This is a genomic window from Burkholderia sp. HI2761 (genome assembly GCF_002223355.1).
Classification (GTDB): domain Bacteria; phylum Pseudomonadota; class Gammaproteobacteria; order Burkholderiales; family Burkholderiaceae; genus Burkholderia.
Genome location: NZ_NKFN01000002.1, coordinates 13,368 through 33,907, shown reverse-complemented (window position 1 = coordinate 33,907; position 20,540 = coordinate 13,368). Strand labels below are relative to the sequence as shown.

Sequence of the window (20,540 nt, the reverse complement as noted above, 5' to 3'; positions counted from 1 at the left end):
CCAGGGCGCCACCCTTCATTCCCGCGCCCGCAATCCGCCAAACGCGAGATCGTCGCCCGGCGCGAGCGGCAGCGTCGCCCGCGCGACGTCGAGCCACGCCCGCGCCGCGTGCGACAGGTAGCCTTTCTTCAGCCAGCCGAGCGCGATCGCCCACGTGATTTCCGGCTCGACGATCGGCCGGCACGTGAACTGGCCCGCGTCGAGCCGCCGGCAATACGGCTCGGGCAACAGCGCGATGCCGACGCCCGCATGCACGAGCGCGGCCATGAAATCCCAGTGGCCGCTGCGGCTCACGATCGACGGCGTGAAGCCGGTCTGCCGGCACGCATCGAGCACCGCATCGTGCAGCGCGAGGCTTTCTGCATAGAACACGAACGATTCGCGCGCGAGATCCGCGAGCGGCACGGCCGCGTGCTCCTCCCAGCGCGACTCGCGCGGCGCGACGAGCCACAGCGGCGCACGCACCATCGGCAGCCGCTCGAACGTGCCGGGATCGACGGGCTCGAGCAGCCCGCCGAGCTCCAGCTCGCCCGACATCAGCGCGGCCTCGATCATCCGCGCGCCCTGCTCGAACAGCTTCAGCTCGATGTTCGGATAGCGCTGCTTGTAGGCGGCGATGATCGGCGTGAACAGCGAACCGCCGAGCGGCGGAACGCCGATGGTCAGCTCGCCGCGTCCGAGCGTGCCGAGATCGTTCAGCTCCGATTGCAGCTGCGCCTGCGCGGCGAGCACGTCCTGGCCGCGCTGGAACACGATCCGCCCGGCGTCGGTCAGCACCATCTGCCGGCCGTCGCGCAGCAGGAGCGGCGAGCCGATCTCGTCTTCCAGCGCCTTCACCATCTTGCTGATGGTCGGCTGCGTGACGAACAGCTTGTCGGCCGCCGCGGTGAAGCTCTGCTGGCGAACCACCTCGACGAAGTACCGCAGCGCGCGCAATTCCATCGATCACTCCCCACATTGGTGCGGCAACATCAAAACGAATTCCGAATTGGAATGACAAGGATAGAGACAAGTCATTTTATTTATGGTTAGGGGAAACCCTATACTGACGCCATCGACCGAAACATCTGGATGGAGCCCGTCATGAACAAGCCGACCGCCACTGCCGCCGCCCGCCCTGCCGCGTCGGGCAACCTCGCGCACACGGGCCGGATCGTGCTGCAGGCCACCGCGCTCGGCGTGCTGTGGATGGCGGTCGACTGGGCCGTGCGCAAGATGGGGCTGCCGATTCCGTCCGGCGTGATCGGCCTCGCGGTGCTGCTCGCGCTGCTGTTCTCGGGCCGCGTCGCACCGGCATGGGTGAAGGACGGCGCAAACTGGCTGCTGTCCGACATGCTGCTGTTCTTCGTGCCGGCCGCCGTCGCGGCCGTGCAGTACGGCGGGCTGTTCCGCGAGGACGGCTGGCGCATCGCGCTGGTGATGCTCGCCGGCACCGCGTTCGTGATGGTCGCGGTGGCCGTGGCGGTCGATCTCGCCGCGAAGCTCGAACGTCGGCTCGCCGCGCAGCGCGTCTTCGCCGAGCGCCGCCGTACGCGCCTGAGCGCCGTCGCTCACTGAGCTGGAGCCGCCCATGCTCGCCGCGCTTTCGACCCTGCCCGCCGACCGCGTGAATACCGCGATCTCCGTCGGCTGTTTCGTGCTGACGGTCGTGCTCTATTTCGCGTCGAAGCGGCTCTATGCGTACAAGAAGACGCTGCTGTTCTCGCCGCTCGTGTTCGTGCCGGGCGTGCTGGTGCTGCTCGTGCTGCTGACCGGCATCCCGTATTCGGTCTATTTCCGCGACACGCGCTGGCTGATGTGGCTGCTCGGCCCGGCGACGATCGCGTTCGCGGTGCCGATCTACGAGTATCGCGAGCTGATCCGCCGCCACTGGCTGTCGCTGTCGGTCGGCGTCGCGGTCGGGATCTCCGCGGGCGTATGCGGGTCGCTGCTGCTCGCGAAGCTGTTGCACCTGTCGCCCGAGCTTCAGCGCTCGCTGATGACGCGCTCGGTGTCGACGCCGTTCGCGCTCGCCGTGTCGGACAAGATCCACGCGCCGAAGGATCTCACGGCGCTCTTCGTGATCGCGACCGGCATCTGCGGGATGCTGCTCGGCGAACTGGTGCTGGCGCTCGTGCCGATGCGCACGCGGCTCGCGCGCGGCGCGCTGTTCGGGGCGGCCGCCCACGGCGTGGGCACGGCGAAGGCGCGCGAGATCGGCAGCGAGGAAGGCGTCGTGTCGAGCCTGACGATGATGAGCGCGGGCGTCGCGATGGTGCTGATCGCGCCGCTGCTGTCGCTATTGCCGATCTGACGATGCACGGGGCGGCGGCAACCGCCCGCCCAGCCGTTCTGCCCGCTCGCTCCGTCTGACGGCCCACTCCCGCCGGCGCTCCGCCCCACCTCTCGTTTTCCCCGCCGTTGCTGCCCGGCATCGAGCCGACACCCGGCCGAGCATCGGGACAATCGGCTGAGATAGCCGCAATTCCCCCCTCTTTTCCGCCCATCGGCCTCGGCCCGGATGCCGAACAATGCATGCTACGAGACATCACGCACGCATTCACATGGCCACGACCGCAACCCCGACCGCCGACAAGCCGGCTTCATCCGGCAAGTTCAAGCGCATCGCGCTCATCGCCGTCATCGCGCTGGGCGCGGCCGCCGCCGCCGCCGGCGGCATGTACGTGTTCCTGGGCAAGGCAGGCGTCGGCCATGCGAGCACGCCCGCCGAGCCGGCGCCGCTTGCCGCGCCGGCGTTTTTCGCGCTCGACCCGCTGACCGTGAACCTGCAGTCCGACGACGGCGCGCAGCACTACCTGCGCGTCGGCCTGTCGCTGAAGCTCACCGACCCGAAGGCGCAGGAACAACTGACCGCGCGGATGCCGGAAATCCGCAGCCGGATCCTGCTCGCGCTGTCGAACAAGCATCCAGAGGAACTCGCGACGCCGGACGGCAAACGTTCGCTCGCGAACGAGCTGCGGGACCTGATCGAGCAGCCGACGCAGCCGGGCAACCAGCGCGCGAAGGTCGACGACGTCCTGTTCACCGAGTTCGTCGTCCAGTAACGCGGCCGAGAAAGGAGCGCGTATGGGTCACCAGGAGTTCATGTCCCAGGAGGAGGTCGATGCCCTCCTCAAGGGCGTCACGGGCGAAACCGATGCGGTCGACGAGCAGCGCGACACATCGGGCGTCCGCCCCTACAACATCGCGACGCAGGAGCGAATCGTCCGCGGCCGGATGCCCGGCCTCGAGATCATCAACGACCGCTTCGCGCGCCTGTTGCGGATCGGCATCTTCAACTTCATGCGGCGTACGGCGGAAATCTCCGTGAGCCAGGTGAAGGTGCAGAAGTACAGCGAGTTCACCCGCAACCTGCCGATCCCGACGAACCTGAACCTCGTGCACGTGAAGCCGCTGCGCGGCACGTCGCTGTTCGTGTTCGACCCGAACCTCGTGTTCTTCGTCGTCGACAACCTGTTCGGCGGCGACGGGCGCTTCCACACGCGCGTCGAGGGCCGCGATTTCACGGCCACCGAGCAGCGGATCATCGGCAAGCTGCTGAACCTCGTGTTCGAGCACTACGCGAGCGCGTGGAAGAGCGTGCGGCCGCTGCAGTTCGAATTCGTGCGCTCGGAAATGCACACGCAGTTCGCGAACGTCGCGACGCCGAACGAGATCGTGATCGTCACGCAGTTCTCGATCGAATTCGGGCCGACGGGCGGCACGCTGCACATCTGCATGCCGTACTCGATGATCGAGCCGATCCGCGACGTGCTCAGCTCGCCGATCCAGGGCGAGGCGCTCGAAGTCGACCGCCGCTGGGTGCGCGTGCTGTCGCAGCAGGTGCAGGCCGCCGAGGTCGAGCTGACCGCGAATCTGGCCGAGATCTCGTCGACGTTCGAGAAGATCCTGAACCTGCGCGCGGGCGACGTGCTGCCGCTGGAGATCGAGGACACGATCACCGCGAAGGTCGACGGCGTGCCGGTGATGGAATGCGGCTACGGAATTTTCAATGGTCAATATGCGTTGCGCGTGCAGAAGATGATCGGCGCGAGCGATTCGATGAAGGAAGGTGGATATGAGTGAGCTGAACCAGACGCCCGACGACGACATGCAGGCGATGGCCGATGCAGCCCTCGCGGCGTCGGTCGCCGACGCGCAGGCGCCGGCCGCGGCAGAGGAAGATCCGGGCATGGACGACTGGGCGGCCGCGCTCGCCGAGCAGAACGAGCAGCCGGTGCAGGCGGGTGCGACGGGCGCCGGCGTGTTCCAGCCGCTGTCGAAGGCCGCGGCGAGCTCGACGCACAACGACATCGAGATGATCCTCGACATCCCGGTCAAGATGACCGTGGAGCTCGGCCGCACGAAGATCGCGATCCGCAACCTGCTGCAGCTCGCGCAGGGGTCGGTCGTCGAACTCGACGGCATGGCCGGCGAGCCGATGGACGTGCTCGTGAACGGCTGCCTGATCGCGCAGGGCGAGGTCGTGGTCGTCAACGACAAGTTCGGCATTCGCCTGACCGACATCATCACGCCGGCCGAACGCATCCGGAAGCTGAATCGTTGAACATCGTGATGCCCGTCCAGCGCGCATGCGGCGCGATCTCCGCGACGGCGCTTGCCGTCGCCGCGGCGATCGCGTGCGCGCCGGCCGGCGCCGCCGACATGAACGCGGTCAACCACGCCGGTTCGATCGCGTCGAACGTGACGGTCGGTTCGGCCGCGCCGTCGCTCGGCATCGGCGCGGTGCTGCAGACGCTCGTCGGGCTCGCGGTCGTGATCGGCCTCGTGTTCGCGTGCGCATGGCTCGCGCGCCGCTTCGGCTTCCAGCCCGCGCGGCGCGGCGGCCCGCTGAAGGTCGTGTCGAGCGTCGGGCTCGGCGCGAAGGAAAGCGCGACGATCGTCGAGATCGGCGACACCTGGCTCGTGCTCGGCGTCGCGCCGGGCAACGTGCGCCTGCTGCATACGCTGCCGGCCGGTTCGGCGGCGGCGGCCGCCGCGACCGCGGGTTCGACCTCGGCCGACGCGTCCGCCGGCGGCAATACGTCCGACGCCGGCCTGCCCGGCACCTTCGGCTCGCGGTTTCGCGACGCGCTCGCGAGCGAAGCCGCGAAACGCCTCGGTCGCGGCAAGGACCGCTGACATGGCGCCGCGCCCTTTTTCAGACCTCGCATTCCGATGAAACACGCAATCCTGCGGCGCGCGGCGCGCATCGCGCCCGTGCTGATCCTCTGTCTCGCCCCCGCGCTTGTCTACGCGCAGGCGAACGGCCTGCCCGCGTTCAACGCGAGCCCGGGCCCGCACGGCGGCACCACCTATTCGCTGAGCGTGCAGACGATGCTGCTGCTCACGATGCTGTCGTTCCTGCCGGCGATGCTGCTGATGATGACGAGCTTCACGCGCATCATCATCGTGTTGTCGCTGCTGCGCCAGGCGCTCGGCACCGCGACGACGCCGCCGAACCAGGTGCTCGTCGGCCTCGCGATGTTCCTCACCTTCTTCGTGATGTCGCCGGTGCTCGACCGTGCGTACAACGACGGCTACAAGCCGTTCTCCGACGGCTCGATGCCGATGGAGCAGGCCGTGCAGCGCGGCGTCGCGCCGTTCAAGACCTTCATGCTGAAGCAGACCCGCGAGACCGATCTCGCGCTGTTCGCGAAGATCTCGAAGGCCGCACCGATGCAGGGCCCCGAGGACGTGCCGCTGTCGCTGCTGGTGCCCGCGTTCGTCACGAGCGAGCTGAAGACCGGCTTCCAGATCGGCTTCACGGTGTTCATCCCGTTCCTGATCATCGACATGGTTGTCGCGAGCGTGCTGATGTCGATGGGGATGATGATGGTGTCGCCGTCCACCGTGTCGCTGCCGTTCAAGCTGATGCTGTTCGTGCTGGTCGACGGCTGGCAGCTGCTGATCGGCTCGCTCGCGCAGAGCTTCACGTAAGCGGAGGAACACGCGCGATGACGCCCGAACAAGTGATGACGCTGGCGCACCAGGCGATGATGGTCGGCCTGCTGCTCGCGGCCCCGCTGCTGCTGGTCGCGCTCGCGGTCGGCCTCGTCGTGAGTCTGTTCCAGGCCGCGACGCAGATCAACGAAGCGACGCTGTCGTTCATCCCGAAGCTGCTCGCGGTTGCCGCGACGCTCGTGATCGCCGGCCCGTGGATGCTGACGACGATGCTCGACTACCTGCGGCAGACGCTGCTGCACGTCGCGACGCTCGGCGCCGGCTGAGCGGCGCGCAGCACCCGGCGGCGATGTTCTCGGTTACCTACGCGCAGCTCAACGGCTGGCTCACGGCGTTCCTGTGGCCGTTCGTGCGGATGCTCGCGCTCGTCGCGACCGCGCCCGTGGTCGGCCACGCGGCGGTGCCCGTGCGCGTGAAGATCGGTCTGGCCGCGTTCATGGCGCTGGTCGTCGCGCCGACGCTCGGCGCGATGCCGGACGTCACCGTGTTCTCCGCGCCGGGGATCTGGATCCTCGTCACGCAGTTCCTGATCGGCGTCGCGATGGGCTTCACGATGCAGCTCGTGTTCGCGGCCGTCGAGGCGGCCGGCGACTTCATCGGGCTGTCGATGGGCCTCGGCTTCGCGACCTTCTTCGATCCGCATACGAGCGGCGCGACGCCGGTGATGGGCCGCTTTTTGAACGCGGTCGCGATGCTCGCGTTCCTCGCGGTGGACGGCCACCTGCAAGTGTTCGCGGCGCTCGCCGCGTCGTTCCAGTCGCTGCCGGTGTCGGGCGACCTGCTGCACGCGCCGGGCTGGCGCACGCTCGCCGCGTTCGGCGCGACCGTGTTCGAGATGGGGCTGCTGCTCGCGCTGCCGGTGGTGGCGGCGCTGCTGATCGCGAACCTCGCGCTCGGCATCCTGAACCGCGCGGCGCCGCAGATCGGCGTGTTCCAGGTCGGTTTTCCGGTGACGATGCTGGTCGGGCTGCTGCTCGTGCAGCTGATGGTGCCGAACCTGGTGCCGTTCGTGTCGCATCTGTTCGACATGGGGCTCGATGCGATGGGGCGTGTGCTGATCGGGTGGCGCTAGGCGTCTGGCCGGCCCCTTTCACCCTCCCTCGGCGTCTGTCACCCCGTTCCGGCCCTCCGTTGCTGGAAAACCCCTAAAGGTTCAGCCAACCCGCGAAAGGTTGCAGAAGGTTTCTCCTCCCTATACTCGTCGTGACGATGCAGCAAGCATCGCGCCATGAATACAACGAACGGAGACGACCCCATGCGACCCATCCTGCGCACCCTCGCCGTTGCAGCCAGCCTGAGCTGCGCGCTCGCCGCTCACCCTGCTCTCGCCGACGACGGCGGCAAGATCACGATCATGGTCGGCGGGATCGCGAAGCTGATCTATCTGCCCGCGCGGCTCACGCAGGAGCTCGGCAACTTCAAGGCCGAAGGGCTCGACGTCGAGCTGCTGTCGCAGCCGGCCGGCGTCGACGCCGAGAACGAACTGCTCGCGGGCGCCGTGCAAGGCGTCGTCGGCTTCTACGACCACACGGTCGACCTGCAGAGCAAGGGCAAGGACGTGAAGGCGATCGCCGTGTTGTGCCAGGTGCCGGGCGAAGTCGAGATGGTGTCGACCAAGGCCGCGCCGACGTTCAAGTCGATGGGCGACGCGAAAGGCAAGACGCTCGGCGTGACGGGCCTCGGCTCGTCGACGAGCTTCCTCACCCAATACCTCGCGCTGGCGCACGGCGTGCCGTCGACGCAGTACACGATGCTGCCGGTCGGCGCCGACGCGAGCTTCATCGCCGCGATCAAGCAGAGCCGCATCGACGCCGGGATGACGACCGAGCCGACGGTGTCCGCGCTCGAGAAGATGGGCGATGCGAAGGTGCTGGTCGACATGCGCACCGTCGACGGCACGCGCGCCGCGCTCGGCGGCACCTACCCGGCCGCGAGCCTGTACGTGCAGTCGGCCTGGGCCGACGCGCACAAGGCGGAGGCGACCAAGCTCGCGCACGCGTTCGCGAAGACGATGCAGTTCATCCACACGCACAGCGCCGAGGAAATCGCCGCGAAGATGCCGGCCGACTACCAGAAGGACAAGGCGCTGTACGTGGCCGCGCTGAAGGCGTCGCTGCCGATGTACACCGCCGACGCGAAGATGCCGGCCGACGGCCCGGCGACGGTGCTGAAGGTGCTGTCGGCGTTCAATCCGTCGGTGAAGGGCAAGCACATCGACCTGGCGCGCACGTACACGAACGACTTCGTGAACGCGAAGTAAGCAGCGACGCCGGCGGCGGCGATCCCGCCGCCGTGCGTTCCCCGTTCCGGCCCGGTTGACCGGCCCGGCGCCGCCGCAGCACGCGGCGCTCTCCTCACCCGCAGGACGAATGCGATGAATCAGGCAGTTTCTCCGAGCACACCGGCGATCGAGTTTCGCAATGTGTCGTGCCGCTTCATTTCGCCGGAAGGCAAGGCCACCGTCGCGTTGCGCGACTTCAGCATGAGCGTCGCGCGCGGCGAATTCGTCGCGATCGTCGGCCCGACCGGCTGCGGCAAGTCGACGACGCTGAACCTGATCACCGGGCTGCTCAAGCCCGTGTCGGGCGACGTCCGCGTGATGGGCCGCCCGGTCGACGGGATCGACCCGCGCATCGGCTTCGTGTTCCAGGCCGACGCGGTGTTCCCGTGGCGCAACGTGATCGACAACGTCGCGGCCGGCCCGCTGTTCCGCGGCCGCTCGAAGGACGTCGCGTATGCGCAGGCCGAGGAATGGATCCGCAAGGTCGGCCTCGACAAGTTCACGAAGCACTACCCGCACCAGCTCTCCGGCGGGATGAGAAAGCGCGTCGCGCTCGCGCAGACCTTCATCAACCAGCCGGAAATCCTGCTGATGGACGAGCCGTTCTCCGCGCTCGACATGCAGACGCGCACGCTGATGCAGGACGAGCTACTGCAGCTATGGTCAGCGAACAAGGGCTCGGTCGTGTTCGTCACGCACGATCTCGAGGAAGCGATCGCGCTCGCCGACCGCGTATTCGTGCTGACCGCACGCCCCGCGACGCTCAAGCGCGTGTACGAAATCGATCTGCCGCGCCCGCGCGTCATGTCGGAAGTGCGCTACGACGCGCGCTTCATCGAAATTTCCAAGGACATCTGGCACGACCTGCGCGAAGAAGTGCAGATCGGCTGACGCATACGCCGTACGGCAAGAACAGCAAGGACAGGAGCATGACCGACATGACGCTTCCCACCACCGCCCTTCCGGCGACCACGCTCGAGGACGACGAGCGCGCCGCGCAACGCCGGCTGCGCCGCCGGCGCAACCTGATCGTCACGCTGCGGATCGCCGTGCTCGTGATCGTGCTGGGCGGGTGGGAACTCGCCGCACGGCTGAAGTGGATCGATCCGTTCTTCTTCTCGATGCCGTCGCTGATCTTCGAGCAGATCCAGGACTGGTTCGTGAACGGCACGTCGCAGGGCCCGCTGCTCACGCAGGTGTGGGTCACGCTCGAGGAAACCGGGATCGGCTTCATCATCGGCTCGGTTGCCGGCGTGATCTGCGGGATCGTGCTCGGCCGCAACAAGCTGATGGCCGACGTGTTCGGCCTCTATATCCAGATCGCGAACTCGATTCCGCGCGTCGTGCTCGGCTCGATCTTCGTGATCGCGCTCGGCCTCGGGATGGCGTCGAAGATCGCGCTGGCCGTCGTGATGGTGTTCTTCGTCGTGTTCGGCAACGCGTTCCAGGGCGTGCGCGAAGCCGACCGCTACCTGATCGCGAACGCGCAGATCCTCGGCGCATCGCGCCGGCAGATCACCACGGCGGTCGTGATCCCGTCCGCGCTGAGCTGGATTCTCGCGAGCCTGCACGTGAGCTTCGGCTTCGCGCTGGTCGGTGCGGTGGTCGGCGAATTCCTGGGTTCCAAGCAAGGGATCGGGCTGTTAATCTCCACCGCCCAGGGCGCGTTCAACGCGAGCGGCGTGTTCGCGGCGATGATCGTGCTGGCCGTGGTCGCGCTGGCCGCCGACTATCTGCTGACGCGAATCGAGAAGCGGCTGCTGAAGTGGCGCCCCGCGGCGTTCTGAACGCTGGCGGCCGACGCCTGACATGACACCTCCGACCGCGCCGGCGACCCCGGCGCGGTTCGGCATTTCCGAGAAGGAGCGCAACAGGATGGCGCACAGCCTGCGCGGGCGGCTGCTGTGGTGGCTGCTGCTGCCGCTCGCGGTGTTCGTGCTGATCGCGGGCGCGATGTCGTACGACACCGCGCGGACCACGGCCGGGCTCGTGCAGGACAGCGCGCTCGTCGCGTCCGCACGCACGATCGGCGAGGACGTCGAATGGCGCAACGGGCGGCCGGCGGCCGACGTGCCGCCGGCTGCGCTGGAGATTTTCGAATCGCCGTCGGGAGACTCGGTGTTCTACAAGGTGATCGACGGCCACGGCCGCCTGCTCGCCGGCAATCCGGTGCTCGACGTGCCCGCGCGGCACGGCGTCGAACCGACGCCGTACGACACGTCGCTCGACGGCGTACCGCTGCGCGCGGTGGCCTACGACCGCCAGCTGTACGACGAGGGGCAGGTCGAGACGGTCACCGTGGTCGTCGCGAAGACGACGCGTTCGTACGGCGCGATGGTCGCCACGATCTGGCGGCCGCAGCTCGTGCGCCTGTCGCTGATGCTGGTGCTCGCGGTGGTGCTCGTCTATCTCGGCCTCACCCTCGAGCTGCGCCCGCTGATGAAGCTGAAGGACGACGTGGCCGATCGCGGGCCGATGGAACTGGAGCCGATCCGCCCCGAGCGGCTGCAGCACGAACTGCGGCCGATCGTCGACGCGATCAACCAGTGCATCGCGCGGCTCAACACGCATACGGCCACGCAGCGCCGCTTCATCGCGGATGCCGCGCACCAGTTGCGCACGCCGATCGCGGTGCTCGATACGCAGATCCAGTACGCGCAGCAGCGCGGCAACGACGATCGTGAGCTCGCGTCGGTGCTCGACAGCATGCAGCGCAGCAGCCGCAAGATGGCCGACGTGACCGACAAGCTGCTGCTGCTCGCGCACGCGGAGGCGACGCCGCCGACGCTGCTGACCCACCGCGTCGACCTGGCCGCCGTGGTGTCGAGCGTGCTGGAGGAGACGATCGTGCTCGCGCAGCGGCGCGACATCGACCTCGGCGCCGATCTCGGCGAGCGGCTCGACGTCGCGGGCAGCGACAGCCTGCTCACCGCGCTGGTGATGAATCTCGTCGACAACGCGGTGCGCTACACGCAGCCGGGCGGCTGCGTGACGGTCGCCGCGCGGCGCGAGAGCGACGCGATCGTGCTCGACGTGGTCGACGACGGCCCCGGCATCCCGGCCGAAGCGCGGCCGCACGTGTTCAAGCGGTTCTACCGCGTATCGGCCGACACCGAAGGCTCGGGCCTCGGGCTCGCGATCGTGCGCGAGATCGCGCAGGCGCACGGCGGCAGCGCGTCGCTCGCGCCGGGGCCCGGCAATCGCGGTATCGTCGTGACCGTGCGGTTGCCCGCTTTCGATTGAAGAGAACACCGTCATGAAACTTTTGCTGGTCGAAGACAACGCCGAGCTCGCCCACTGGATCGTGAACCTGCTGCGCGGCGAGGATTTCGCGGTCGACTGCGTCGGCGACGGCGAACGGGCCGACACGGTGCTCAAGACCGAACGCTACGACGCGGTGTTGCTCGACATGCGCCTGCCCGGCATCAGCGGCAAGGAAGTGCTCGCGCGGCTGCGGCGCCGTAACGACAACGTGCCGGTGCTGATGCTGACCGCGCACGGCTCGGTCGACGACAAGGTCGACTGCTTCGGCGCGGGCGCCGACGATTACGTCGTGAAGCCGTTCGAGTCGCGCGAGCTGGTGGCGCGGATTCGCGCGCTGATCCGCCGGCAGGCTGGCGTCGGCACGACGCAGCTCGTGTGCGGCGATCTCGTCTATGCGTTCGGTACGCGCGAATTCCGCTGCGGCGACGCCGTGCTCGCACTGCGGCGCCGCGAGCACGCGATCCTCGAAACGCTGATGCTGCAGCAGAACAAGACGGTGTCGAAGTCGCGGCTGATGGACAGCGTGTTCGCGCTCGACGACGAGCCCAGCGCCGACGCGATCGACATCTATATCCACCGGCTGCGCAAGCATCTCGCGGCCAGCACCGCCGAGATCATCACGCTGCGCGGGCTCGGTTACATCCTGCGCATGAAGAGCGCGCACGATTGACGGGCGCGCTCGCGCGGCTCATCACATCAATTCGTATCACGAATCGTCATCGAAGTCGGCGAGGTGTTCGCCGCAATCGCTTCCGCACGCCTGCCCGATCCACGATTATTGCGCGTTCGGTGTTTTCACCGATCCGATTCTTGCGTCGGGGAAAGCGTCGTGAAGGATTGCACCCTCTACGATGCTATGCGTCGGCCCTCTCGCTGTGGCCGGCAAGAGTCGGCATACATTACGTACTGCCAACGACCAGATTTCAATGCGGCAGCTCGGAGGAGACGATCTTGAAACAAAAAACCCTTGCACTTTCCATCGCGGCGGCAGGCCTGTGCGCCGGCCACGCGCATGCGCAGTCGAGCGTGCAGCTTTACGGCCTGATGGACCTGAGCTTTCCGACCTACCGGACCCACGCCGACGCAAACGGCAAGCACGTGATCGGCATGGGCAACGATGGCGAGCCGTGGTTCAGCGGCAGCCGCTGGGGCCTGAAAGGCGCTGAAGACATCGGGGGCGGCACGAAGATCATCTTCCGCCTCGAAAGCGAATTCGTGGTCGCGAACGGCCAGATGGAAGACGAAGGCCAGATCTTCGACCGCGACGCGTGGGTCGGCGTGGAGGACGAGCGCTTCGGCAAGCTGACGGCCGGCTTCCAGAACACGATCGCGCGCGACGCGTCGGCAATCTACGGCGACGCGTACGGCTCCGCGAAGCTGTCGACCGAAGAAGGCGGCTGGACCAACTCGAACAACTTCAAGCAGATGATCTTCTACGCGGCCGGCCCGACCGGCACGCGTTACAACAACGGCATCGCGTGGAAGAAGCTGTTCAGCAACGGCATCTTCGCGAGCGCGGGCTATCAGTTCAGCAACTCGACGCAGTTCGCGACCGGCTCCGCGTACCAGGCCGCGCTCGGCTACAACGGCGGGCCGTTCAACGTGTCGGGTTTCTACAACCACGTGAACCACGGCGGCTTCCGGAACCAGACGTTCTCGGTCGGCGGCAACTACACGTTCGACATCGTGCGCCTGAATGCCGGCTATTTCCGCTACAACGGCGACCAGGGCGCGCTCGGCCAGCGTCACGACGATTCGTGGACGGTGTCGATGAAGATCGCGCCGAAGGGCGCGCTCGACTACGAGCTCGGCTACCAGCAGATGCGCATCAAGAACGCCGCGAACAACGCGGACGGCTTCACGCCGAATGCCAACCTCGGCGCGTTCAGCCTGACCAACGGCGTCGCCAACGGCTTCAAGGAGACGATCTACGGGTCGGTGTTCTACCACCTGAGCAAGCGCACCGAGGTGTACCTGGCCGGCGACTACATGAAGCTGCACGGCGGCTACACGGCGGCGTCGACGTTCGGCGCGAAGAACCAGCTCGAACTGACGTCGGGCATCCGGACGCGCTTCTGACCTGAGGCGGCTACCCGGGCGGGGCCGTCGGGCCCCGCCGCACCCTCCATCCGGGATTCTCCATGCGGGCACGCCGGCGCTTTGCGTCGACCGTGCCCTTTTTTCGTCCTCTTCGGACTGCCGCCGGACACCTGTGCGGCGCCCACCGGCCGGCTGTGCGACAACCGGCCCGAACCCGCTCGCGGCCCGTCCGGCGGGCGATCGCGGGGGATGCACGCATGCTCGCCCCACATCGGCGCTTGACCTGCGCCGACCGACTCGCTAGCGTTTCGGGTTTGCCCGGGCGGCCATTGCCGCCGGTGCCGTGAGCGCGCCCGACGTCCTGGCGCGCGCGGCCGGGCTCCGATGGAAAAGACGATGCAGAAACTCGATGCGGCCAGCCCGCAGGCGATGTCGACGGATTTCACCGCCGACAACGTCGCGCGCCTGAAGGCGCTGTTCCCCGAACTCGTGACCGAAGGCCCCGACGGCGCGTCGGTCGACATCGACGTGCTGAAGGCGCTGATCGGCGAACGCACGGTCGGCGACGCCGACGAGCGCTACGGCTTCCACTGGCACGGCAAGCGCGGCGCGCGCCAGGCCGCGCTGACGCCGTCGACGGGCACGCTGCGCCCCTGCCCCGACGACAGCGTCGCATGGGACGACACGCGCCATCTCGTGATCGAGGGCGACAACCTCGACGTGATGAAGCTGCTGCACAAGAGCTACGCGGGCAAGGTGAAGCTCGTCTACATCGACCCGCCGTACAACACCGGCAGCGATTTCGTCTATCCGGACGACTTCAGCGACAGCATCCGCCACTACCTGGCGATGACCGGCCAGACCGACGGCGGCGTGAAGCGCAGCACCAATACCGAGGCGAACGGCCGGTTCCATACCGACTGGCTGAACATGATGTATCCGCGCCTGAAGCTCGCGCACGCGCTGCTGTCCGACGAAGGGCTGATCGCCGTGCACATCGACGAGCACGAAGTGCATGCGCTGGTGCTGATGCTGCGCGAGATCTTCGGCGAGGAAAACGAGCTCGGCGTGGCCGTGTGGGACAAGCGCAACCCGAAGGGCGACGCGCGCGGCGTCGCGTACCAGCACGAATCGCTGGTGCTGTTCGCGCGCAACGCCGAGACGCTGCTCGAACAGGCGCCGCTCAAGCGCCCGAAGCGCAATGCGCAGCGCATGCTCGACGCCGCGCACGACGCGGTATACCGCAGCGGCAACCCGAAGGACGCACAGAAGGCGTACCGCGCGTGGATGAAGGCGCAGACCAATCTGTCCGGCGGCGAGGTGATGTACGACCGGCTGTCGGCGGAAGGCCGCGTGTACCGCCTCGTGTCGATGGCCTGGCCGAACAAGAAGAAGGCGCCGGACGAATACTTCACGCCGCTGATCCACCCGGTCACCGGCAAGCCGTGCGCGATGCCGGCGCGCGGCTGGCGCAACCCGCCCGCGACGATGCAGGCCTTGCTCGAGCGCGGCCAGATCGAATTCGGCCCGGATGAAACCACGCAGCCGCAGCGGATCTACTACCTCGACGAGAACATGTACGAGAACGTGCCGTCGGTGCTGCCCTTCGCCGGCTCCGACGACGCGCTGCTGAAGACGCTCGGCATCCCGTTCGACCTGCCGAAGCCGGTCGACTTCGCGGCGGCCGTGATCGGCTGGTGCACGCGCGGCGACGACATCGTGCTCGACTGTTTCGCCGGCTCCGGCTCGACCGGCCACGCGGTGATGCAGGTGAATGCGACCGACGGCGGCGCGCGCCGCTACGTCCTCGTGCAACTGCCCGAGACGCTCGACCGCCGCGACAAGACGCAGCAGGCGGCCGCCGATTTCTGCGCGAAGCTGAAGAAGCCGCCGACGCTGGCGGAAATCACGAAGGAACGCTTGCGCCGCGCCGCGCAGCAGGTCGCGCGCGACTATCCGGAAAGCTATGGCGACCTCGGCTTCCGCGTGTACCGGCTCGATACGACCAACGTGATCGAGTGGGACCCGCGCCGCGACGACTTCGACCATGCGCTGTTCGCATCCGTCGAGCACGTGAAGACCGGCCGCACCGAGGACGACCTGCTCGCCGAGCTGACGCTGAAGCTCGGCCTCGACCTGTGCACGCCGGTCGAGCATCACCCGGTGGCCGGCAAGACGGTGCACCTGATCGGCCGTGCGATCGTCGCGTGCTTCGACGCGCGCATCTCGCGCGACGACGCGGGCCCGCTCGCCGACGGCATCGTCGATCTGCTCGACGCGACCGGCGCATCGCGCGACGTCACGTGCCTGTTCCGCGACAGCGGCTTCGTCGACGACGTCGCGAAGCTCAATCTCGCCGCGCTGCTCGAACAGCACGGCGTGAAGCGCGTGCGGAGCCTGTGATGCGGCTGCATTTCGAAGCGGATCTCGACTACCAGCGCGAGGCGATCGACGCCGTCTGCGACCTGTTTCGCGGGCAGGAATCGTATCGCGGCGACTTCAGCGTGCTCGCGAACGCCGCGCCCGGCACGACGGCCGCGGCGCAAGGCTCGCTCGGCTTCGCGGTATCGGAGCAGGGCGTCGGCAATCGGCTGTCGCTGACCGACGACGCGCTCGCGCGCAATCTCGCCGACGTGCAGCTGCGCGGCGGGCTGCCGCCGTCGGGCCTGCCCGGCTCGCGCGACTTCACCGTCGAGATGGAGACGGGCACCGGCAAGACCTATGTATACCTGCGCACGATCTTCGAGCTGAACCGCCGCTACGGCTTCACGAAATTCGTGATCGTCGTGCCGTCGATCGCGATCAAGGAAGGCGTGCACAAGACACTGTCGATCACCGAGGATCACTTCCGCGCGCTGTACGCGGGCGTGCCGTACGACTACTTCCTGTACGACTCCGCGAAGCTCGGCCAGGTGCGCCACTTCGCGGCGAGCGCGGCGATCCAGATCATGGTGATGACGGTCGCCGCGATCAACAAGAAAGAGATCAACAACCTCTACAAGGACAGCGAGAAGACCGGCGGCGAGAAGCCGATCGACCTGATCCGCGCGACGCGGCCGATCGTGATCGTCGACGAGCCGCAAAGCGTCGACGGCGGCCTCGAGGGGCGCGGCCGCGAAGCGCTCGCCGCGATGGCGCCGCTCTGCACGCTGCGCTATTCGGCCACGCACGTCGACCGCCACCACATGGTGTACCGGCTCGACGCGGTCGACGCGTACGAGCGCAAGCTCGTCAAGCAGATCGAGATCGCGTCGGCGATCGTCGAGGATGCGCACAACAAGCCGTATGTGCGGCTCGTCGGCGTGTCGAACCGGCGCGGCGCGATCAGCGCGCGCGTCGAGCTCGACATTGCGACGGCCGCGGGCGTGAAACGCCAGATCGTGTCGGCCACCGACGGCGACGATCTCGAGCGCCTGACCAAGCGCGCGCTGTACGCAGGGCTGCGGATCGGCGAAGTGCATGCGGTCAAGGGCGCCGAGTACGTCGAGCTGCGCCATCCGGAGGGCGAGGCGTTCCTGTCGCTCGGCGAGGCGTTCGGCGACATCGACACGCTTGCCGTGCAGCGCGAGATGATCCGCCGCACGATCCGCGAGCATCTCGACAAGGAGCTGCGCCTCGCCGAGCGCGGCGTGAAGGTGCTGTCGCTGTTCTTCGTCGATTCGGTCGAGCGCTATCGCCGCTATGACGAGAACGGGATGCCCGTGAAAGGCGACTACGCGTTGATCTTCGAAGAGGAATATGCGCGCGCGGCGCGCGTGCCGGCTTACCGTGCGCTGTTCGACGGCGTCGACGTGGCCCTCGAAGTCGAGCGTGCGCACAACGGCTACTTCTCGATCGACCGCAAGGGCGGCTGGACCGACACGAGCGAGAGCAGCGCCGCAGCCCGCGAGAACGCGGAGCGCGCGTACGGCCTCATCATGCGCGAGAAGGAAGCGCTGCTGTCGTTCGACACGCCGCTGAAGTTCATCTTCTCGCACTCGGCGCTGAAGGAAGGCTGGGACAACCCGAACGTGTTCCAGATCTGCACGCTGCGCGACATCCAGACCGAGCGCGAGCGCCGCCAGACGCTCGGCCGCGGGCTGCGCCTCGCCGTCGACCAGGACGGCGAACGCGTGCGCGACGCGGGCGTGAACACGCTCACCGTGATCGCGACCGAGCGCTACGAGTCGTTCGCGGAGAACCTGCAGAAGGAAATCGAGGCCGATACCGGCATTCGTTTCGGGATCGTCGAGGAGCACCAGTTCGCGGCGCTGCCGGTGCAGGAAGACGGCGGCCCCGCGCATGCGCTCGGCATCGAGCTGTCGCGCGTGCTGTGGAACCATCTGCACGAACAGGGCTACGTCGACGCGCAAGGCAAGGTGCTCGACCGGCTGAAGGATGCGCTGCGCCAGAGCGCACTCGTGCTGCCCGATGCGTTCGAGCGGCTGCGCGCGCCGATCGTCGCGACGCTGCGCAAGCTGTCGGGCCGCTTCGCGGTTCGCAACGCCGACGAGCGCCGTGCGATCGCGTTGCGGCGCGATGCGTCGGGCAAGGCCGTCGTGTTCGGCGAGGATTTCCGGGCGCTGTGGGATCGCATCCGCCATCGCACCGTGTACCGCGTCGAGTTCGACAACGCAAAGCTGGTGCACGACTGCACGGCCGCGTTGCGCGCCGCGCCGGACATCGCGCGTGCGCGGCTGCAGTGGCGCAAGGCCGAGATCGACATCGGCCAGGCCGGCATCGAGGCGATCGAGGTGGCCGGCGCCGGCACGGTGCTGCTCGACGAAGGCGAGTTGCCGCTGCCCGACCTGCTCACCGAGTTGCAGGACCGTACGCAGCTCACGCGCCGTTCGCTCGCGACGATCCTGGCGGACAGCGGCCGGCTCGACGATTTCCGCGTGAATCCGCAGCAGTTCATTTCGGTGGCGGCCGACGCGATCAACCGCTGCAAGCGGCTCGCGCTCGTCGCGGGCATCGCGTACCGCAAGCTCGGCGAGCGCCACGTGCATGCGCTCGAATCGTTCGAGAGCGAAGCGCTGACCGGCTACCTGCGCAATCTGCGGCCGGACGCGCGCAAGTCGATCCACGAAGCGGTCGTGTGCGAGACGGACGCCGAGCGCGCGTTCGCCGATGCGCTCGAAGCGCACGACGGCGTGAAGCTGTACGCGAGGCTGCCGGCATGGTTCCGCGTGCAGACGCCGCTCGGCAGCTACCATCCCGACTGGGCCGTGCTCGCCGAACAGGACGGCGGCGAGCGGCTGTACTTCGTCGTCGATACGCCGAATGCGGACGGCCACGTGCCGAGCGAGCACGAGCGCGCGAAGCTCGCGTGCGGCGAAGCGCATTTCCGTGCGCTGACCGATGGCGACGGCGCGGCGCGCTTCGTGCGCGTCAGGCAGGCGGAGGCGCTGTTCGAACCCGCGGCGGCGCCGGCGGGCGCGCGGCGGTGACACGAAGGGCGGCGACGAGCCGCCCTTTTTATCGGCGTGGCCCGGCCTTTATCGAGCGTGCCGGGAGCCGCTCTTCGCCCGTTCCGTCATCCGCGTGAAAGCAATCCGCATTCTCGCATGCGGGCGACGCCGTTACGGCTGGTTGCAAATCGGGTCGGCACGATGTTTTTCGCGGGGCGGACACGTTGCGTTTTCACCATGAAAAAGGGCGCCGAAGCGCCCTTCTCGTGCCTTCACAGGCTACGCTTACAGCGTGCGGCCGAATGCATTGCGCTGCGAATGATGCGTGGACGTCGACGCATGCGCGGTATGGCCATGCGCGTGCGAGTGGCCACGGCCCGGCTGCGTGCCGGCGCGATCGGCAATCGTGTCGGAACGGTCGGCCGCGCGCGACAGGCCCTTGTCGCGGTCGCCCGCGTGCATGCCGTTCGAGTTGCTCAGCGCCTGGCCGCTCATGTGGCCGCCCGACATGCCGCCTGCGTTGCCGCCCGAGCCGCCTGCGCCATGACCGCCGCCGTTGCCCCCGCCATTGCCGCCGGCCGCCGCATGGGCCGACACCGAGCCGAGCGCGAGCAGCGCGGCCGTCAGGACGGACAGATATCGTTGCTGTTTCATCTTGTGCTCCCATGAGCGCGTTTGCGTGACTGCATTTTATGAACGCGCAAAATTCGCGCAGTACAACGTTGTAAAGGATCGTAACGACGCGTGCGGCACGCATTCGTCGGATCAATCCGGGGCGTGCATGAACGCGGGAGCGAAGCACCGGTGCGACGCTGTGGCGTCGCACCGGTGACGAGGCGCTCATTGCGCCGGCTGCATGCCTTGCGCGGCGGCCTTGTGCTGCGCGGCCTGCTCTTGCGCCTGCTTCTTCGCCATGTGATGGCCGACGATACAGCCGCCGACGGCGCCGACCACGGCGTGGTGCCCCGCATAGTGTCCGGCCACACCGCCGACCACCGCGCCCTTCATGCAGCCCGCCGCATGCGCGCTGCCAATCGTTGCGAGCGCAACGACAGTGGCGGCGGCACACAGCCTGATGTAGCGAACGGGCATCATGTTTTCACTCTCCTCTTGGGTGATCGATCGGGCCGCTTAGTCCCAGCGGCCGCCACGCCAGCCGCCGCGATCGCGCCACTCGTGCTCGCGCCATTCATGGCGGCGCCACTCGTGTTCGCGCCATTCGCGCTGACGCCAGCCGTCGCCGCGCCAACCGTCATCGCGATAGCCGACCGGCGCGTACATCACCGGCGGAGGCGGCGCCACGTAGACGGGCGCCGGCGCCGCGTAGACGCCCGGCACGCCGATGCCGACCGACAGGTCGACGTGGGCCGATGCGACGCCCGAGGCTGCCAGCGCCGCTACACCGAGAACTGCACCGAGAATAAGTTTCTTGCTCATTTCGCGACTCCCTGCACGTGTCGTGCGTCGTATGGACTACGGTTCGGAGTCTAGGCACGGGGCGCTGACACAGGTGAAACGGGTATGCGAGACAGGTAACGGACGTTTACAGGTGTCCGCAAAGCCTTATAGGGCAAGGGAGAGGCGGCATTCCAGACACCGTTGCAGCGAGGCATCGGGTCGGT

The 20,540-nt window shown here is 67.8% G+C and carries 21 protein-coding genes; 17 read left to right on the top strand and 4 right to left on the bottom strand.

Features of this window, described 5'->3' with window-relative positions:
* Positions 1-15: 15 nt before the first annotated feature.
* A complete protein-coding gene (locus CFB46_RS04335) occupies positions 16-942 on the bottom strand; it encodes a LysR family transcriptional regulator (protein WP_089499366.1) in 927 nt (308 codons plus the stop codon).
* A gap of 141 nt (positions 943-1,083) precedes the next feature.
* Between CFB46_RS04335 and CFB46_RS04330 the strand changes: the two genes are divergently transcribed.
* From CFB46_RS04330 to CFB46_RS04250, 17 genes are all read left to right on the top strand, one after another.
* Positions 1,084-1,557: a CidA/LrgA family protein gene (locus CFB46_RS04330; protein WP_089499456.1), complete on the top strand. Its 474-nt coding sequence runs from the start codon at positions 1,084-1,086 to the stop codon at positions 1,555-1,557.
* 13 nt (positions 1,558-1,570) lie between these two features.
* A complete protein-coding gene (locus tag CFB46_RS04325; RefSeq protein WP_179235040.1) occupies positions 1,571-2,293 on the top strand; it encodes an LrgB family protein in 723 nt (240 codons plus the stop codon).
* Positions 2,294-2,543: 250 nt separating this feature from the next.
* Complete coding sequence (fliL, locus tag CFB46_RS04320; RefSeq protein ID WP_179235038.1) at positions 2,544-3,044, top strand: flagellar basal body-associated protein FliL; 501 nt, start codon at positions 2,544-2,546, stop codon at positions 3,042-3,044.
* Positions 3,045-3,066: 22 nt separating this feature from the next.
* Positions 3,067-4,065, top strand: coding sequence for a flagellar motor switch protein FliM (fliM, locus tag CFB46_RS04315; protein ID WP_027783109.1), 999 nt, complete (start codon positions 3,067-3,069; stop codon positions 4,063-4,065).
* Positions 4,058-4,546 carry a flagellar motor switch protein FliN gene (fliN, locus tag CFB46_RS04310; RefSeq protein WP_089499363.1) on the top strand — a complete coding sequence of 163 codons (489 nt, stop codon included), beginning with the start codon at positions 4,058-4,060 and terminating at the stop codon, positions 4,544-4,546. The genes fliM and fliN overlap by 8 nt, the downstream gene beginning before the upstream one ends.
* Complete coding sequence (gene fliO, locus CFB46_RS04305; protein ID WP_089499362.1) at positions 4,543-5,121, top strand: flagellar biosynthetic protein FliO; 579 nt, start codon at positions 4,543-4,545, stop codon at positions 5,119-5,121. Before fliN ends, fliO begins: the two co-directional genes overlap by 4 nt.
* 36 nt (positions 5,122-5,157) lie before the next feature.
* Positions 5,158-5,919, top strand: a complete 762-nt coding sequence (fliP, locus tag CFB46_RS04300) for a flagellar type III secretion system pore protein FliP (RefSeq protein WP_027783106.1) — start codon at positions 5,158-5,160, stop codon at positions 5,917-5,919.
* Between the two features lie 17 nt (positions 5,920-5,936).
* A complete protein-coding gene (gene fliQ / locus CFB46_RS04295) occupies positions 5,937-6,209 on the top strand; it encodes a flagellar biosynthesis protein FliQ (protein WP_006401718.1) in 273 nt (90 codons plus the stop codon).
* A 23-nt stretch (positions 6,210-6,232) separates the two neighbouring features.
* On the top strand, positions 6,233-7,015 hold the full coding sequence (gene fliR, locus CFB46_RS04290) for a flagellar biosynthetic protein FliR (RefSeq protein ID WP_089499361.1): 783 nt from the start codon (positions 6,233-6,235) through the stop codon (positions 7,013-7,015).
* A 183-nt stretch (positions 7,016-7,198) separates the two neighbouring features.
* Positions 7,199-8,203: an ABC transporter substrate-binding protein gene (locus tag CFB46_RS04285; RefSeq protein WP_027783103.1), complete on the top strand. Its 1,005-nt coding sequence runs from the start codon at positions 7,199-7,201 to the stop codon at positions 8,201-8,203.
* A 114-nt stretch (positions 8,204-8,317) separates the two neighbouring features.
* A complete protein-coding gene (locus tag CFB46_RS04280; protein WP_027783102.1) occupies positions 8,318-9,115 on the top strand; it encodes an ABC transporter ATP-binding protein in 798 nt (265 codons plus the stop codon).
* Positions 9,116-9,162: 47 nt separating this feature from the next.
* A complete protein-coding gene (locus CFB46_RS04275; RefSeq protein WP_179235036.1) occupies positions 9,163-10,011 on the top strand; it encodes an ABC transporter permease in 849 nt (282 codons plus the stop codon).
* 88 nt (positions 10,012-10,099) lie between these two features.
* The gene (locus CFB46_RS04270) at positions 10,100-11,467 is read left to right on the top strand and encodes a sensor histidine kinase (RefSeq protein WP_089499359.1); all 1,368 of its coding nucleotides are present in this window, start codon (positions 10,100-10,102) and stop codon (positions 11,465-11,467) included.
* A 13-nt stretch (positions 11,468-11,480) separates the two neighbouring features.
* Complete coding sequence (locus tag CFB46_RS04265; protein ID WP_089499358.1) at positions 11,481-12,158, top strand: response regulator; 678 nt, start codon at positions 11,481-11,483, stop codon at positions 12,156-12,158.
* A 281-nt stretch (positions 12,159-12,439) separates the two neighbouring features.
* Entirely contained in the window at positions 12,440-13,567 is a 1,128-nt protein-coding gene (locus CFB46_RS04260) for a porin (RefSeq protein WP_089499357.1), read from the top strand.
* Between the two features lie 345 nt (positions 13,568-13,912).
* Entirely contained in the window at positions 13,913-15,931 is a 2,019-nt protein-coding gene (locus CFB46_RS04255; RefSeq protein WP_089499356.1) for a site-specific DNA-methyltransferase, read from the top strand.
* Entirely contained in the window at positions 15,931-18,957 is a 3,027-nt protein-coding gene (locus CFB46_RS04250; protein ID WP_089499355.1) for a type III restriction-modification system endonuclease, read from the top strand. The genes CFB46_RS04255 and CFB46_RS04250 overlap by 1 nt, the downstream gene beginning before the upstream one ends.
* Positions 18,958-19,203: 246 nt before the next feature.
* Here the strand turns inward: CFB46_RS04250 and CFB46_RS04245 are convergent, their stop codons facing one another.
* The 3 genes from CFB46_RS04245 to CFB46_RS04235 all read right to left on the bottom strand — a co-directional run bounded on the left by CFB46_RS04245 (position 19,204) and on the right by CFB46_RS04235 (position 20,355).
* Positions 19,204-19,572 carry a hypothetical protein gene (locus CFB46_RS04245; protein WP_089499354.1) on the bottom strand — a complete coding sequence of 123 codons (369 nt, stop codon included), beginning with the start codon at positions 19,570-19,572 and terminating at the stop codon, positions 19,204-19,206.
* Positions 19,573-19,758: 186 nt separating this feature from the next.
* Positions 19,759-20,013, bottom strand: coding sequence for a hypothetical protein (locus CFB46_RS04240; protein WP_089499353.1), 255 nt, complete (start codon positions 20,011-20,013; stop codon positions 19,759-19,761).
* 36 nt (positions 20,014-20,049) lie between these two features.
* Entirely contained in the window at positions 20,050-20,355 is a 306-nt protein-coding gene (locus CFB46_RS04235) for a hypothetical protein (protein ID WP_089499352.1), read from the bottom strand.
* Positions 20,356-20,540: the final 185 nt, after the last annotated feature.